14 protein-coding genes are annotated in these 15,077 nt (G+C 71.4%); 9 read left to right on the top strand and 5 right to left on the bottom strand.

What is annotated here, in order from left to right; translation table 11 throughout:
- The 3 genes from DCI01S_RS14265 to DCI01S_RS14275 form a co-directional block, all read left to right on the top strand.
- Window positions 1-727: ArgP/LysG family DNA-binding transcriptional regulator (locus tag DCI01S_RS14265; protein WP_061229842.1), on the top strand; the 727-nt coding region annotated here is incomplete at its 5' end.
- 31 nt (window positions 728-758) lie between these two features.
- The gene (pth, locus tag DCI01S_RS14270; protein WP_061229843.1) at window positions 759-1,361 is read left to right on the top strand and encodes an aminoacyl-tRNA hydrolase; all 603 of its coding nucleotides are present in this window, start codon (window positions 759-761) and stop codon (window positions 1,359-1,361) included.
- A complete protein-coding gene (locus DCI01S_RS14275; protein ID WP_061229844.1) occupies window positions 1,358-1,825 on the top strand; it encodes a DUF1990 domain-containing protein in 468 nt (155 codons plus the stop codon). Before pth ends, DCI01S_RS14275 begins: the two co-directional genes overlap by 4 nt.
- On the opposite strand, the gene DCI01S_RS14280 is transcribed toward DCI01S_RS14275, so the two are convergent.
- Window positions 1,813-2,280, bottom strand: a complete 468-nt coding sequence (locus DCI01S_RS14280) for a DUF6508 domain-containing protein (RefSeq protein ID WP_129591148.1) — start codon at window positions 2,278-2,280, stop codon at window positions 1,813-1,815. The two genes, DCI01S_RS14275 and DCI01S_RS14280, sit on opposite strands and share 13 nt — an antisense overlap.
- 375 nt (window positions 2,281-2,655) lie before the next feature.
- Between DCI01S_RS14280 and DCI01S_RS14285 the strand changes: the two genes are divergently transcribed.
- The 4 genes from DCI01S_RS14285 to DCI01S_RS14300 all read left to right on the top strand — a co-directional run bounded on the left by DCI01S_RS14285 (window position 2,656) and on the right by DCI01S_RS14300 (window position 8,915).
- Window positions 2,656-4,329 carry a peptide chain release factor 3 gene (locus tag DCI01S_RS14285; protein WP_061229846.1) on the top strand — a complete coding sequence of 558 codons (1,674 nt, stop codon included), beginning with the start codon at window positions 2,656-2,658 and terminating at the stop codon, window positions 4,327-4,329.
- A gap of 45 nt (window positions 4,330-4,374) precedes the next feature.
- Complete coding sequence (locus tag DCI01S_RS14290; protein ID WP_082767842.1) at window positions 4,375-5,319, top strand: LLM class F420-dependent oxidoreductase; 945 nt, start codon at window positions 4,375-4,377, stop codon at window positions 5,317-5,319.
- 67 nt (window positions 5,320-5,386) lie between these two features.
- Window positions 5,387-7,108, top strand: coding sequence for an amidohydrolase family protein (locus DCI01S_RS14295; protein WP_232302973.1), 1,722 nt, complete (start codon window positions 5,387-5,389; stop codon window positions 7,106-7,108).
- 67 nt (window positions 7,109-7,175) lie between these two features.
- Entirely contained in the window at window positions 7,176-8,915 is a 1,740-nt protein-coding gene (locus tag DCI01S_RS14300) for a serine hydrolase domain-containing protein (RefSeq protein ID WP_061229848.1), read from the top strand.
- Window positions 8,916-9,192: 277 nt separating this feature from the next.
- On the opposite strand, the gene DCI01S_RS14305 is transcribed toward DCI01S_RS14300, so the two are convergent.
- The 3 genes from DCI01S_RS14305 to ppk2 all read right to left on the bottom strand — a co-directional run bounded on the left by DCI01S_RS14305 (window position 9,193) and on the right by ppk2 (window position 12,365).
- On the bottom strand, window positions 9,193-10,323 hold the full coding sequence (locus DCI01S_RS14305) for an AI-2E family transporter (RefSeq protein WP_061229849.1): 1,131 nt from the start codon (window positions 10,321-10,323) through the stop codon (window positions 9,193-9,195).
- 54 nt (window positions 10,324-10,377) lie between these two features.
- Window positions 10,378-11,421, bottom strand: a complete 1,044-nt coding sequence (locus DCI01S_RS14310; RefSeq protein ID WP_061229850.1) for an enoyl-CoA hydratase/isomerase family protein — start codon at window positions 11,419-11,421, stop codon at window positions 10,378-10,380.
- A gap of 83 nt (window positions 11,422-11,504) precedes the next feature.
- Window positions 11,505-12,365, bottom strand: a complete 861-nt coding sequence (gene ppk2 / locus DCI01S_RS14315) for a polyphosphate kinase 2 (RefSeq protein ID WP_061229851.1) — start codon at window positions 12,363-12,365, stop codon at window positions 11,505-11,507.
- A gap of 121 nt (window positions 12,366-12,486) precedes the next feature.
- On the opposite strand from ppk2, the gene DCI01S_RS14320 reads away from it, so the two are divergent.
- Both DCI01S_RS14320 and DCI01S_RS14325 read left to right on the top strand, forming a co-directional pair.
- Entirely contained in the window at window positions 12,487-13,131 is a 645-nt protein-coding gene (locus DCI01S_RS14320; protein ID WP_061229852.1) for a TetR/AcrR family transcriptional regulator, read from the top strand.
- Entirely contained in the window at window positions 13,128-13,832 is a 705-nt protein-coding gene (locus DCI01S_RS14325) for an HAD family hydrolase (protein WP_061229855.1), read from the top strand. Before DCI01S_RS14320 ends, DCI01S_RS14325 begins: the two co-directional genes overlap by 4 nt.
- Before the next feature lie 197 nt (window positions 13,833-14,029).
- On the opposite strand, the gene DCI01S_RS14330 is transcribed toward DCI01S_RS14325, so the two are convergent.
- On the bottom strand, window positions 14,030-14,917 hold the full coding sequence (locus DCI01S_RS14330) for a DUF559 domain-containing protein (protein ID WP_061229853.1): 888 nt from the start codon (window positions 14,915-14,917) through the stop codon (window positions 14,030-14,032).
- Window positions 14,918-15,077 lie beyond the last annotated feature (160 nt).

Here is a 15,077-nt window from a genome sequence, read left to right on the forward strand (position 1 = left end):
CACCGCCACCGAATCCGGCGAGACCGTCCTGCGCACGGCCCGGCAGATGCTGCACCTCGAGGAGTCGCTGGCCGGTGAACTCGACGATCTCGGCTCCGGGCAGGGCCCGGTCGTCCTGGCCGTGGCGTGCAACTCCGACTCCTTGTCCACCTGGTTCCTCGACGCCATGACCGGGGTCCACGACGGCGGCCGGGTCGTCTTTGACATCCGCCGCGAGGACGAGTCCCTGTCCAGTGAGCTCCTGCGCCGCGGCGAGGTGATGGCCGCGGTGACCAGCCAGTCGCGCCCGGTCCAGGGCTGCCGCGCACTCCCACTGGGGTCGATGCGGTACCTCGCCTGCGCCAGCCCGGGGTTCGTTGCCCGGCACCTGCGGAAGGGTACGACGACCGCCGCGCTCGGGCGGGCCCCCATAGTGGACTTCGACCGCAGCGACGGCCACCAGAACCACCACTACCGCCGGCTGGCCAGACGCGAGCCGACCGGGCCCCGGCACTTCATCCCCAGCTCGCACGACCACGTCCGCGCGATCGTCGCCGGGCTGGGCTGGGGCCTCATCCCCGAGCAACTGGCCACGCCGTGGCTGGTCTCCGGGGAGATCGTCGAGGTCTCCCCGGATCGCCCACTCGACGTGCCCCTGTTCTGGCAGCACTGGAAACTCCAGTCCCCCGATCTGGACGCCCTCACCGCCGCCGTGCTCGACACCGCGCGCACCGAGCTGCGGATATGAGCCCTCGCCCGGCGTCTGGGATCATGGGCGCGTGACTACCGCCGACCAGCCGTCCGGCCCCACTCTCGTGGTGGGCCTGGCCAACCCCGGACCCGACTACGAGGGCACCCGCCACAACATCGGCTGGGACGTCCTGCAGGAGCTCGCCTCGCGGGCGCTGCCCATGCCGGCGAGCTTCTCCACCCACAAGAAGACCAACTGCGAGATCGCCCAGACGCGACTCGCCGACACCCCCGTCGTGCTGGCGCGTCCCCGCAGCTACATGAACCTCTCCGGCGGCCCGGTCGCGGCGGTGGCCAAGTACTTCTCCGTGGCGCCCACCGACGTGATCGTCATCCACGACGAGATCGACATCGACTTCGGCCAGGTCCGGCTCAAGCGGGGCGGCGGCGAGGGCGGCCACAACGGTCTGCGCTCGGTGTCCAGCTCGCTCGGCACCCGCGACTACATCCGGGTCCGCGCCGGGGTGGGCCGCCCACCGGGCCGGATGGCGGTGGCCGACTTCGTCCTCAAGCGCTTCTCCAAGCTCGAGGAGCCCGACGTGCCGTTCCTCATCCAGGACGCCGCCGACGCCGTCGAACTGCTCCTCAAGCACGGGCTCGACACCGCCCAGAACCAGGTCCACTCGGCGTGAGCCGGGTCCGGCGGTTCGAGCGCGACGCCCACCTGGGCTCCGGGGCCGCTCTCTTCGATCGCGCCGGCGACCAACTCATCAACTGGCAGATGCATCGCCGCGCCGGCCTCGTCGTCGTCGCCGACGGACCCGCCACCCCCGGCCGGACGGTGACACTCCGGCCCCGCACCGGACCCGCGGCGTGGCTCCGACTCGCCGCACCGTGCGAGGTCACCGAAGTCACCGACCGGCCCGACGCGCACGGCTTCACCTACCGCGCCCTGCCCGGCCACCCTGAACGCGGATGGGAGCGCTTCCTCGTGCGGCGCGACCCCGCCACGGACGCCGTGTCCCTGACCATCACCGCCGAGTCCGCCCACGCCACCCTGTTCGCCAGGCTCGGCGCACCCGTGGCACGCGCAGAGCAGAACCGGCTCACGCGCCGCTACCTGGCGGCGCTGCGGCCCGACGGTCACAGATCGTAGAGCTCGAACAGCCGGTCGAGCAGCACCACGAGCGTGCCCTCCCTCAGCGCTTCGGCCATCCCACCACCCTCAAAGCGCTCGGAACGGGCCACCCACGTGATGAGCGCCCGTGTCAGCTCCTCGTCCGCCGCCTCCGCCAGCCCGGCGAGGTCGGTCAACCCGCCGTGAGACAGGCCCCGCCGCGCGAGCTGCTCGAGGTGCCCGTGCCGGGTGAGAACGCCTCCGTCGAACGCCGCCATCACCGCCCGGGCGTCGTCCTCGACACCCGGATAGCGCAGAAGTGACCGGTGCGCCGCCCACGCGCCACCGGGCCGCCCGGCCTCGGAAAGCCCGCGCAGTCGCTCGACCGCCGGACGCAGCCGGCGGAGCGCCTCCCTTCGCTCCTCCCGCTGCCCCCGGCCCTCCTCGCCCACCGGATAGCGACTGTCGCCCTCCCCCATCTCGCCCTCCCCCATTTCGCCCTCCCCCTTCGGTTCGTCCCTGATCCCTGTCCCGCGCACCGTAGCGGCCGGGTCCGACACCCGCGAACTACGACACCTGCCTAAATAATCGGACTTTTAGCCGCTCGCCGTTACCGATCCACCGCCGCACCCCGAGATGTGAACGGCGACAACAGTACTCATTCGACCCGCGTCCCCGAGGGCGCGACCGGGTCGGCCGCCCGTGTCGGACGAGCCGCGCCGCCGGCGCGCCGCGCGCCACGTCTGACCTCGCTTTTCGCGAGCCCGGCCGGGCTCGGGGGGTGACGTGGGCGGATTCGGTGCGCGGACGAGGGCGGACGTACCCTGGGTGACGACGACGAGGGCCGTCGACTGCTGTGAGGAGTGCGCGTGACCGAGACCGCCGAGGACACCGGAACGGGCGGACACGCCTCGGGTACGGACACCGCCGAGGACGTCGCGTCCGAGGTCGCTCGCCGCAGGACGTTCGCCGTCATCGCACACCCGGACGCCGGTAAGTCGACGCTGACCGAGGCGCTCGCGCTGCACGCCCGCGTGATCACCGAGGCCGGGGCCGTCCACGGCAAATCGGGCCGCCGCTCGACCGTGTCGGACTGGATGGAGATGGAGAAGGCCCGCGGCATCTCCGTCAGCTCCACCGCACTGCAGTTCACGTACGCCCCCGAGGGCGCCGACCCCGCGGACGAGCCGTACGTCATCAACCTCGTCGACACCCCCGGCCACGCCGACTTCTCCGAGGACACCTACCGCGTCCTCACGGCCGTCGACGCGGCGGTCATGCTCATCGACGCGGCCAAGGGCCTCGAACCGCAGACGCTCAAGCTGTTCCAGGTGTGTAAGCACCACGGCCTGCCGATCATCACCGTGATCAACAAGTGGGACCGCCCCGGCCGCGCGCCGCTCGAGCTGCTCGACGAGATCACCGAGCAGATCGGCCTCGTGCCCACTCCCCTGTACATGCCGGTCGGCATCGCGGGCGACTACCGCGGTCTCCTGCGGCGCGGTGAGGACGGCACACCCGAGGAGTACGTCCACTTCACCCGCACCGCCGGCGGTTCGACCATCGCGCCCGAGGAGCACTACGACCCGGACGCCGCCGCCGCGAGAGAGGGCGACGTGTGGGAGACCGCGGTCGAGGAGTCCGAGTTGCTGTCCGCGATGGGCCAGGACCACGATCAGGAGCTGTACCTCGCCGGGGAGACGAGCCCGGTCATCTTCGCCTCCGCGATGCTCAACTTCGGCGTGCACCAGATCCTCGACGCGCTCGTCGAACTGGCGCCGCCGCCGCGGGAGTGGCCCACCGTCTCCGGTGAGCCGCGCCGGACCACCGACCCGTTCTCCGCCGTGGTGTTCAAGGTGCAGGCAGGCATGGACGCGGCCCACCGCGACCGGCTGGCGTTCATGCGCGTGGTCTCGGGCGAGTTCGAACGCGGCATGGTGGCGCAGCACGCGCAGACCGGCAAGCCGTTCACCACCAAGTACGCGCTGACCGTGTTCGGCCGCGACCGCAACACCGTCGAGACCGCCTACCCCGGCGACGTGGTGGGCCTGGTCAACGCCACCGGGCTCGCGCCCGGCGACACCCTCTACACCGGCAAGAAGGTGCAGTTCCCGCCGATCCCGCAGTTCGCGCCCGAGTTCTTCGCCGTGGTGCGCGCGCAGTCGCTGGGTAAGTACAAGCAGTTCCGCAAGGCGATCGATCAGCTGGCCGCCGAGGGCGTGGTGCAGATCCTGCGCAACGACACGCGTGGCGACGCGAACCCGGTCATGGCCGCGGTCGGCCCCATGCAGTTCGAGGTCGTCACGGCCCGCATGAAGGCCGAGTTCAACGTCGAGGTGATCGTCGACAACCTGCCGTACTCCATCGCCCGGCGGACCGACGCCGAGTCCGCCGACGAGCTGGGCCGCCAACGCGGGGTCGAGGTGTTCCAACGCACCGACGGCGAGCTCCTGGCCCTGTTCGGCGACAAGTGGCGCCTGCAGTACATCTCCAAGGAGATGGACCACCTCACCATCGAGCCGCTCGTCGCGGACACCAACTAGCCCCGGGGCTGGCGCGCAGCCGCGGGCCGCGGGCAAGCTGGACCCATGCCCAGTGATTCCCGCGTGTCCCTCCGCGTCTTCGTCGAACCGCAGCAGGGCGCGACGTACGCCGACCAGCTCGCCGTCGCCCGCGCCGCCGAGGACCTCGGCTACGAGGCGTTCTTCCGCTCCGACCACTACCTCAAGATGGGCGACGTCAGCGGCCTGCCCGGCCCCACCGACGCCTGGCTCACGCTCGCCGGCCTGGCCCGGGAGACCTCCTCCATCCGCCTGGGCACGCTGCTGACCTCGGTGACGTTCCGGCACCTCGGCCCCCTGGCGATCTCCCTGGCCCAGGTCGACGAGATGTCCGGCGGCCGCCTGGACGTGGGCCTCGGCGCCGGGTGGTACGAGGACGAACACACCGCGTACGGCATCCCGTTCCCGCCGCTCGGCGAGCGGTTCGACCTGCTCGAGGACACCCTCGGTGCGCTCGAGCAGCTGTGGTCGGCGCCCGCGGGTGAGACGCTGACGGTCCGCGGCAAGCGCATCGATCTCGTCGACTCCCCCGGCCTGCCCAAGCCCGTGCAGTCGCCGCCGCCCGTGATCGTCGGCGGCCACGGCAAGAAGCGCACCCCCGCGCTGGCCGCCCGGTTCGCCGACGAGTTCAACGTCCCGTTCGCCGACGTCGACACCGTCGCCACCCAGTACCGACGCGTCGACGAGGCCTGCGCCGAACGCGGCCGGGCCCCCGAGGAGATCATCCGCTCGGCGGCACTCGTCCTGTGCTGCGGACGCGACGAGGCCGAGATCGCCCGCCGCGCCGACGCCATCGGCCGAGAGGCCGACGAACTGCGCACCAACGGGGCCGCCGGCACCCCGGCGGAAGTCGTCGAGAAGATCGGCCGCTACGCGGAGATCGGCGCCCGCCGCATCTACCTGCAGCTGCTCGACATGTCCGATCTCGACCACCTCGACCTCGTCGCCTCGGAGGTCGCCCGCCAGCTCTGATCGGGCGGCAGCCGCCCGGCAGGCGAAAAGCCCTCGTCAGGCCGGGCGGCGGGGCTAGTGTCGGGCCATGACGGCGCACCCAGGCCCCTCTGCACGACCCGCCCATCCCGGCCGGCGAACGACGGGGGCGCCGCCGGTCCTCGTCGTCGTCCTCGTCGTCGCCCTCGTCACCACCCTCACCACCTCCCTCGGCGCGGGGACCGTCGGCGGCGGACAGGCCCACGCCGCTGAGCCGAGCGCCCACGCCGCCACGCCGGACGGCGCACCGCCCATCCGCGGCATGGTCGACGCCCACGCGCACATCGCCGCCTCCCAGGCCTTCGGCGGCGGCCTGCGATGCGGCGAGCCGTTCGCGCCCGGCGGCATCGCCGAGGCCCTGGCCGACTGCCCGACGCACTCCGGCACCGGTCACTTCGCCCTGCTCGAATCCGTGCTCGGCGGAACCGACCTGCCCGGCGGCAACCAAGGACCCCCGACGTTCGCGCAGTGGCCGTCCCACGACTCCCAACTCCACGAACAGGCCCACTACAGCGGTATAGAACGTGCGTGGCGCGGCGGTCTCCGTGTGCTCAACAACCACCTCGTCGCCAACCGGGTGCTGTGCGAGGCGCTCGTCGCGCTCGGCGTCCCCGCCCGCACCTCGTGCGACGAGATGGCACAACTGCGCCACCAGGTCGACTACCTCGACCGCATGGAGGCGCACATCGACGCCGAGCACGGCGGACCAGGACGGGGCTGGTTCCGGATCGCGCGGTCGCCCGAGGACGTCCGCGCGATCGCCGCCGAGGGCAAGCTCGCCGTGACGCTCGGCGTGGAGGCCTCCGAACCGTTCGGGTGCCGGGTCGTGGACGACGCGCCGAGGTGCACTCCCGAGGACATCGACCGCGGCCTCGACGAGTTCGCCTCCTGGGGCGTGTCCACGGTCTTCCCCGTGCACAAGTTCGACAACGCCCTCGGCGGGGCCCGCATGGACGAAGAGCTCGCCGGGCTCGCGGTGAACATCGGCAACAAGCTCGGCACCCAACGGTTCTGGGAAACCGAGCCGTGCGCCGGCCCCGACGCCGACCACGCCCAGCCGCTCGCCAGCACGCCGGTCGCCGACGGGCTCGCCGCCGCGTCCTCCGGCGCCCCCGCCGGCGCGGCCCTGCCCGTCTACCCCGAACAGCCGCTGTGCAACGTGCGCGGGTTGACGGCGCTGGGCGGGCACGCGATCCGTGGGATGATGGCGCGCGGCATGGTCATCAACATCGACCACATGGGCGTCAAGACCGCCCACCGCGCGCTCGACATGGCCGCCGAGGCGGGATACACCGGCCTCGTCGTGGACCACGCCTGGGCGACGCAGGGCAACACTCGGCGCGTGCACGAGCAGGGCGGATTCGTCGCCGCGTTCGCCTGGCCCGCCGACGAAACCGACAACTTCGAGGTGGGCTTCCTCGAGCAGTGGCGCACCAACACGGCCGGCACGATCCGGCCCGTCGACGGGTACGGCTGGGGCTCGGACGTCAACGGCCTCGCACCGCTGGCCGAACCCCGCCCGAGCGCCGCGTCCGACCCGCTCGTCTACCCGTTCACCGCGCCCAGCGGCGAGGTGATGGACCGCTGGCGGTTCGGCGACCGCGTCTACGACCTCAACCTCGACGGCGTGGCCCAGTACGGCCTGTACGCCGACTGGGCCGCCGACGTGCTCCACCGCGCCGGGCCCGACCGCGCCGAGCTGGAGCGCCAGCTCATGGGCGGCGCAGAGGCGTGGACGGCCAACTGGGAACGGGCTCGCGGCGGCGCCTGAGACCGGGCAGGCGACCCCCGCTGCGTTGCTCCCGCGGTCCCGCCCTCCGGACGACTAACCTGGGGCAATGACCCCGAACCCGGCCCCGCGACGCCAGACCCGACCGCGCCTCGCTGCCGCAGCGGCGATCGGAGCGGCGGTGGCCGTGGTCCTCGCCGCGTGCGGCCTCCCGCTGCCGGATCCGGTGCCCGGGCAGAGCCCCGCCGCGTACTCCGGGCTCGAGGTCTCGGAGGACCGCATCGAGTACGCGATCGGGAAGGTCACCGACATCGTCGAGGAGGAGCTCGAGGCCTCCGGCGTGCCGGGCGCCGCGGTGGCCGTGGTGCACAGCGGCGAGGTCGCGCTGGCCGAGGGCTTCGGGGTCCGCAGCACCGAGACCGGCGAATCGGTCGACGCACGGACGGTCTTCCCCCTGGCCTCGATCTCCAAGCCGGTCAGCGCGACTGTCGTGGCCGCCGAGAGCGCCGGCGGCCGGGTCGGCTGGGACACCCCGGTCCGCGAGTTCCTGCCGTGGTTCGCACTCTCCGACCCCCGCATCTCGGACGTCGTGACGGTGGGCGACATGTTCGCCCACCGCTCGGGGCTGCCCGAGCACGCCGGCGACGACCTCGAGGACCTCGGCTACGAGCGCCCCGCGATCCTGCACGGCCTGCGCCACCTGCCGCTCGAGCCGTTCCGCACCTCGTACGCGTACACCAACTTCGGGCTCACCGCCGGGGCTGAGGCCGTGGCCGCCTCGGCCCGCACCCCGTGGGCCGAGCTGGGCCGCGAGCGCCTCTTCGATCCCCTCGGCATGTCGGACTCCTCGTTCTCGTACGACGAGCTGCTCGATCGCGACAACCGCGCGGTCGGCCATGTACGCGCACCGGCCGCCGAGTCCGGTGAGTCGTCCGGCGAGTGGATCCCCGCGGACCCCGCGCGCGACCCGGACGCCCAGGCCCCGGCGGGGGGCCTGAGTTCGTCGGTGGCCGACATGGCGCGGTGGATGTCCATGGTCCTTGACGACGGCAAGGGGCCCGGTGGTGCCCAGGTGGTCCCCTCCGAGGCACTCCGGCAGGCCCTGACCCCGCAGTCCGTGTCGGCGCCCCCGCGGGACGCGGCGGACCGCACCGGGAGCTATGGCTATGGCTTCAACATCGGCACGAGTTCCTCGGGCCGCGTCCAGTGGAGCCATTCGGGTGCGTTCGCGCTCGGCGCGGGGACGGCGATGCTCATGATGCCGTCCCTCGATCTGGGCATCATCACCCTGACCAACGCCGCGCCGACGGGGATCGCGGAGACGATCAACGCCCGGTTCTCCGACTACGCACAGTACGGCGACCCCTCACTGGAGTGGCGGGAGTTGTACACCGAGCAGTTCGGCCCGCTGCTGGACCCGGTGGGAGATCTGGTCTCCACGCGCCAGCCGTCCGCGCCGGCACCGCCCCGGCCCGCCGAGGAGCTGCTCGGCTTCTACCGCAATGACTACTTCGGGGAGATCGAGGTCCGGCCCACGGTGGCCGACGAGTCCTCGGACACCGAGTCCTCGGACACCGGGTCCTCGGACGCCGGCTCTCCAGGCGCCGGCTCTCCAGGCGCCGGCTCCTCAGGCCCCGAGCTCGCGTTGGCGGTGGGTCCGGGGCCGCTGGTCTGGCCGCTCGAGCACTGGGACGGGGACACGTTCGCCGTGAGCCCGGTGGGCGAGAACTGGCCGCGCGGGTCCCGGGGCAGCGTGACTTTCGAGGGCGACACCGTCACAGTGGAGCTGCTCGACGCCAACGGGTGGGGCACCTTCACGCGCGTCGACGCCGACGAACCCGCCGACTAGCGAGCCGACGCCCGCCGAGCTCGACGCGCACCACGGGCTTCCGCCGCGCCCGCGTGCTTCCCGCCGCGGACCCCGGCCCGCGTGCCGCGTTGATCTGCCCCCACGCGCGCACCAGGGCCGGGACCCGAGCGCTCACCCGCGCCCTGCGCACAGCCCCACGGTGAGCGGTCACACCCGTCCACGTTTTCCCAGGGAGCGAGCCGCTCGGGCCAGCATTTGCGACCACTCGCCGAAACAGGCGGGCGACAGATCGCCGGCAGCGCTAGACGAGGCCCGGTCAGCGGGTCGCGGCGCCCCGTTTCTCCCCGCGGCGCCTTCCCCGCCGGCCGTCCGCTTCCGGTGCCGTGAGGAACGTCGAGAACCACGCCGTCCGCGGGTCGGCGTCCACGAGGAACGCCTTGACCATCAGCGTGAGCGGGACCGCGAGGATCGCACCGAGCGGGCCGGCGACCGCCGACCAGAACACCAACGACAGGAACGTCACGGTGGGCGTGAGCCCGACGGCGTCACCGGTGAATTTGGGCTGGATGAAGCTCTGCATCACGAGGTTGATGGCGCTGTAGATCACCACCACCCAGATGGCATCGCCCGGCCCGCCGGTGAGCAGCGCGAACAGCGCCGGCGGCACCAGGCCCAACACGAAGCCGATGTTCGGGATGTAGTTGGTGACGAAGGCGAGCACGCCCCACACCAGGGCGAGCGGCACTCCGAGAATCCACAGGGCGACCGCGTCCATCACCGCGACGATGAGCCCGAACACCGTGGAGACGATCCAGTACGACTTCACCCCGTCGGTGAACGAGCCCAGGGCGTCGGCCAACCGGGGCCGCTGGCGGGCGATCGCCGCCCGGCGGCGGAAGATGCCGGGGATGTCGAACACGAGGAAGGTCAGCGCGATGATCAGGACGGTGAGCTGACCGCCGGCTGCGGACAGTTGGCCTGCGACGTTCTGGACCGTGCCGATAATGGTCCCCGGGTCCAGGACGCCCTGCAGGCTCGACGCGACCTGGTCCTGGCTCACGCCGAACCCGCCGAGCAGCTCAAGGCTCTGCTCGTAGAGGGCGACGAACTTGTCCTGGTACTGCGGGATCTCCTCCGCAGCGACCCACAACGCCCACACGAGCGAGCCGATCAGGGCGAGGAGCACGACGTACAGGACGAGCAGGACGATGATCGTCCCGCCCCAGCGCGGCACTCCGGACCGTTCGAGGAGCCGCTGCAGTGGCTGCGCCGCGATCACCAGGTTCAGGGCGAGGAACGCGGGCATGAGGATGCTCGAGTGCTCCGAGATCCCCCAGATGACCACGACCGCGGCGGCGAGCGACACGACGGTCACGCCCGCGATGCCCCAGCCCCTGGGCTCCTCGTGAGGTGCTGATGTCGCGGGGCCGTCACCGGTCGTGGTCATGGTCCTCCTCGTGGGCGGCGTCCTGCGCGCCGGACGCCGCCCAGAGTAGCCGGGTCAGTTCCCGGCCAGCGCCACCCGGATCCCGTCGACGTCCACCGCGTCGAGATCCGCGGGATCCCAGGTGGGGTTGCGGTCCTTGTCGATCACCACGGCGCGTACACCCTCGACGAAATCCGGGCGGGCGGTGATCCACGCGCCCAGCGCCAGCTCGTTGTCCAGGCACTCCCGCAGATCCGCGGCCTCGGCGCCGGCACGCAGCAGCTCGATGGTCGCCACGATCGACGTGGGGCAGTGCGAGCGCAGCATGCCGAGCGTCTCCGTGGCCCACTCGTCCTGCTCGCCGGACTCCAGGGCCGCGATCATCTCCTGCGCGGTCCCGCGGGAGAAGACGTCCTCGATCCGCTCGATCCGCGCCTCGACAGCCGACTCCCCCGCTGCGGAGCGCTCGAGACCGAACCTCCGGAGCGCCTCCGGCAGACCATGCGCACCGATGGCGTCGACGAAGGCGTTGCGCTCGTCGTCGTCGATCAGGTCCGTCGCCAGACCGGTGTAGAGGGCGTCGGCGGAGTTCATCCGCACGCCCGTCGTGCCCAGGTAGATCGCCACCGCCAGGCCGCGCGCGCCGCCGCCGCACAGGCGCGGCAGGAAGTGGCTCGCGCCGACGTCGGGGATGAAGCCGATCGCGGTCTCCGGCATCGCCATCATGACCTTCTTGGTGACCACGCGGTGCGAGCCGTTGATCGAGATGCCCAGGCCGCCGCCCATCGCCACGCCGTGGATGACGGCCACCGTCGGCACGCGGTGCGTGTGGTACGCCAGATCCATCTCGTACTCCTCCGAGAAGAACTCCCGGTTGGCCGCGTGATCCCCCGACGCCGCCGCGTCCCGCAGCGCTCGGATGTCACCGCCCGCGCAGAACGCCTTCTCGGACGTGCTGGTGGTGACCACGGCCTCCACACCCGGATCCTGCGCGGCCTCGTCGAGTGCCGTGTGCAGCGCCCTACACATGGGCAGATCCAGCGAGTTCAGGGCCTTGGGGCGGTCCAGGACGATGTGCTGCATCCGGCCTTCGCGCCGGGAGATGACGTATTCACTCATGGCCCCAGTGTGTCAGGCCGCGCGCCGATCGACCCGCAGATACTAGGAACTCCTACCTCAATGCCCCCCACGCCCCGGCGACCTCACCCCTTCAGCAGACGCGCGGCCACGTCGGGGACGTACTTGAACTCCTCGCGCGGCGGGCGCTCGTAACATTTGCGCTCCGGCCTCTCGGGGATCTCCAGCTCCGGCGGCTCGAGCTGCTCCCACGGCACCGTGGACAGCAGGTGCGAGATGACGTTGATCCGCGACCGCTTCTTGTCCTCCGACTCGACGGTGAACCACGGGGCTTCGGGGATGTCGGTGTGGATGAACATCTCGTCCTTCGCCCGGCTGTACTCCTCCCACCGCGTGATGGACTCGAGGTCCATCGGCGAGAGCTTCCAGCGGCGCAGCGGGTCGGAGTGCCGCGAGCGTAAACGGCGCTCCTGCTCCTCGTCGGACACCGAGAACCAGTATTTGCGGAGCATGATCCCGTCCTCGACCAGCAGCCGCTCGAAGATCGGGGCCTGGTGGAGGAACCGGCGGTACTCGTCGGTCGTGCAGAAGCCCATCACCCGCTCGACCCCGGCCCGGTTGTACCAGGACCGGTCGAAGATCACGATCTCCCCGGCCGCCGGCATGTGCTCGATGTAGCGCTGGAAGTACCACTGGGTCCGCTGCACCTCCGTCGGTGCGGGCAGCGCCACCACCCGGGCGTGCCGGGGGTTGAGGTACTGGGTGATGCGCTTGATCGCCGAGCCCTTGCCCGCGGCGTCGCGACCCTCGAACACGACCACCAGCCGGTTGCCGGTCTCGCGCAGCCACGCCTGCATCTCCACCAGCTCGGCCTGCAGCCGCTTCAGCTCGGACTCGTAGGCCTTCTTCGGTAGCTTCTCCAGCCCGCTCGGCAGCCGGTCCTTCTTCTTGGCGCCGCCCTTGCCCGACGACTTCTTGTCGCTCATGGGCACGATCCTACGGGCCCGCGGCCACCGGGCCACCCGATTCACCGAGCCGATCGACGCCGAGAGGTCCCTCGACCGAATCGTGCGACGCGACGTCGGCTTTGTCTTCTAAGGTAAGAAGATGCGGTCCCGTGATTCGATCCTCGAGGCCGCCCGAGAAGTGATCGGGCGGGCCGGCTTCGGCGGCGTCACGATCGCGGCGGTCGCCAAGCAGGCGAATGTCAGCCGCCAGACCATCTACTCCATCTTCGGCTCCCGCGAGGAACTCGTCTCCGAGGCCGTCGCCGAGCGGCTCACCATGATGACCGGCGCCTTCGCGGACCTGTTGAACAACTCGGACTCGCCGCTCGAGCTGATCGTGGGGATCGCGGTGGAGGTCCGCAACCGAATTCTCGGTGACCCGCTCCTGCGCGTGCTCGCGGTGGGCGGGGGCACCGACCCCGTGTCGGACCCGGGCGCGGCCGCCCGCACGCATGAGTACTGCATCGCGCTCCTCGCCCCCGCCGCCGAGCGCTTCCCGGAGCTGGCCGGGAGGCTGGGTTTCGTCACCGATGTCGGCATCCACGTCGGATGGTCGGTCCTGTGTCTCGACTCGCCCGCCGCCCGTTCCGACGACGACCTGCGCGCCTTCCTCAACACCTGGCTCGCGCCGCTGATGCAGACGTTCACGAAGGCGGGGTCGGACAGCGTCGGCCGGGATGGTGCGGCGTGGGGCGCCGGGTCGGGCGGAGCGGGGTCGGGCGGAGCGGGGTCGGGCGAGGCGTGACCGCCGTGCTGGTCCTGTGGGACCTCGACCTCACCCTGCTCGACCCGGCCGGCTTCGGCACCCGCATGATCACACCGACCCTCGCCGACTTCCTGGGTCGCGAGCCCGTACTCGGCGCGTCGTTCGCCGGGCGGACCGACCGCGCGATCCTCACCGACCTGCTCGAGTTGAACGGGATGAGCGGGCACGACGACGAGGTGGTCACCTCCCTGATGGACGCCGTGGCCCGGCGGTGCGAGACCTTCTCCGGCGATCTCCTGGCCGGTGGGGGCGGTCCCCTGCCCGGAGCCCACGAGGCGGTCGCCGCGTTGGCCGCGGACCCGCGGCTGCACCAGGGGATCGTCACGGGCAACATGCGCCGGACCGCGCTGCTCAAACTGCGGCTCTGCGGGTTCGACGGGCTGCCCGACCCCGACCTGGGCGCCTTCGGTGATCACCACGCCGACCGCGCGCACCTCGTGAGGGAGGCGGTCGCCGCGGCCGGGGATCGCGGGCTCGACGTGTCGCCGGCACGCGCGGTGGTCGTGGGCGATCACGTCCACGACGTCCGGGGCGCACTAGACGCGGGAGCCTGCTGCGTGGCGGTCGCGACCGGTCGGGTGACCGCTGACGACCTCGCCGCCGCCGGAGCCCACACCGTCCTGTCGGATCTCACCGACACCGACGACCTCCGGGAGGCGATCCTCTCCGCCGCCGGTTGACCACTGTTCGAGCCCGCTGTCGCTCACCGACCCGCCGCGGGCCCGGCGCCAGCCGCGCCGCGCGCCACCCACTCGCTGACGCTGATCTGGCAGCACTGACGTCACTTCTGGCAGCAGTCACGCAGGCGAATCGGCCAGTTCCCCGCCCTGACTGCTGCCAATTTCCGGGCTGGCAGGATATGCAGACCACATCGACCTCAGCGCACTGATCGGCCCCGTGCAAGAGCGCTCTCGATCTGACGGAGCACCGTAGTGGGATCCCTGAGCATCTGCGCCGTCACGCGGATGACCTGCCATCCGAGCTCCGCCAACTCGGCGTTCACCCGGGCGTCGTGCTCCCAGGTAGACCCGCGCCGGTGCAGCGTTCCGTCATAGAAGATGGCCACCCGCTCCTCCGGGTAGGCGAAGTCCGCGATCGTCACGTGGGCCCCGTACTCGTTATAAATTCTCAGTTGCGGCACGGCTGCGGGCAGATGCGATCTCTCGATGATCAGCCGGAGCCGGGTTTCCTGCGGAGAATCGGCCAGGTGGTCGCACGAGCGGAGGAGACCACGTACCCGCCGCAGCCCGTGAAGACCGCTCAATGCCGCCGCGAATGCACGGACCTCGTCCACCTCGGTTCGCGATCGATTGCAGACAGCATCGATCTTTGCGATCGCTGTGTCGTCGTCGTCCTCCCACCTCGCCAGATCGACCGCCGTACGCAAGACGCTGGTCGCAGTAATTCCCGAGCGAACGACCACCTGCTCAGGCGGTAGGGGCTCGCGCAGTCTCCGGCTACGAATGCCCGGCGGGTCGTGCGTGGGCGAGCGCGTGTACAGCTCCACCTCGCGCGACAGCGACCGGGGCGAGAACCACCGCTCGCCATGAAGACGCGCCGCGGCCATACCGCACGCCACCGCTCCCGCGGGCGCCCACAATGCCGCCGCAGCGAGGAGAGTGTCCGGGTCGGGAGCCGCTGCCGCGCTGACGTAGACGCCGGGGAAGACGCGTCGGTGGAAGGCCCGCAGTTCGTGGCGCGACACCCGGCCCGCGGCCAGAGCCTCGCTACCCAGGAACGGCGCGCCTGAGAATCTGTTGTCCACGAGAACGATCTTCGGTCCCGGATCTGCTGCGAACAGCGCGAGAGAGGGCGCCTGGGGATGATGTGGACGAGTATCCACAGCCCGGGCACCCCGACATCCCGCCGGAGTATCCACAGCCCGGGCACCCCGACATCCCGCCGGAGTATCGACAGCCCGGGCA

Origin of the sequence: Dietzia cinnamea NBRC 102147 (assembly GCF_001571065.1) — a bacterium.
In the GTDB taxonomy this organism is placed as follows: Bacteria; Actinomycetota; Actinomycetes; order Mycobacteriales; family Mycobacteriaceae; genus Dietzia; species Dietzia cinnamea.

Excerpts from the sequence above, each read along its gene's own strand:
- DCI01S_RS14280 (WP_129591148.1), bottom strand. The coding sequence starts at position 2,280 with ATGGGGGAGGGCGAGATGGGGGAGGGCGACAGTCGCTATCCGGTGGGC.
- DCI01S_RS14290 (WP_082767842.1), top strand. The coding sequence starts at position 4,375 with ATGCCCAGTGATTCCCGCGTGTCCCTCCGCGTCTTCGTCGAACCGCAG.
- DCI01S_RS14295 (WP_232302973.1), top strand. The coding sequence starts at position 5,387 with ATGACGGCGCACCCAGGCCCCTCTGCACGACCCGCCCATCCCGGCCGG.
- DCI01S_RS14300 (WP_061229848.1), top strand. The coding sequence starts at position 7,176 with ATGACCCCGAACCCGGCCCCGCGACGCCAGACCCGACCGCGCCTCGCT.
- DCI01S_RS14305 (WP_061229849.1), bottom strand. The coding sequence starts at position 10,323 with ATGACCACGACCGGTGACGGCCCCGCGACATCAGCACCTCACGAGGAG.
- DCI01S_RS14310 (WP_061229850.1), bottom strand. The coding sequence starts at position 11,421 with ATGAGTGAATACGTCATCTCCCGGCGCGAAGGCCGGATGCAGCACATC.
- ppk2 (WP_061229851.1), bottom strand. The coding sequence starts at position 12,365 with ATGAGCGACAAGAAGTCGTCGGGCAAGGGCGGCGCCAAGAAGAAGGAC.
- DCI01S_RS14320 (WP_061229852.1), top strand. The coding sequence starts at position 12,487 with ATGCGGTCCCGTGATTCGATCCTCGAGGCCGCCCGAGAAGTGATCGGG.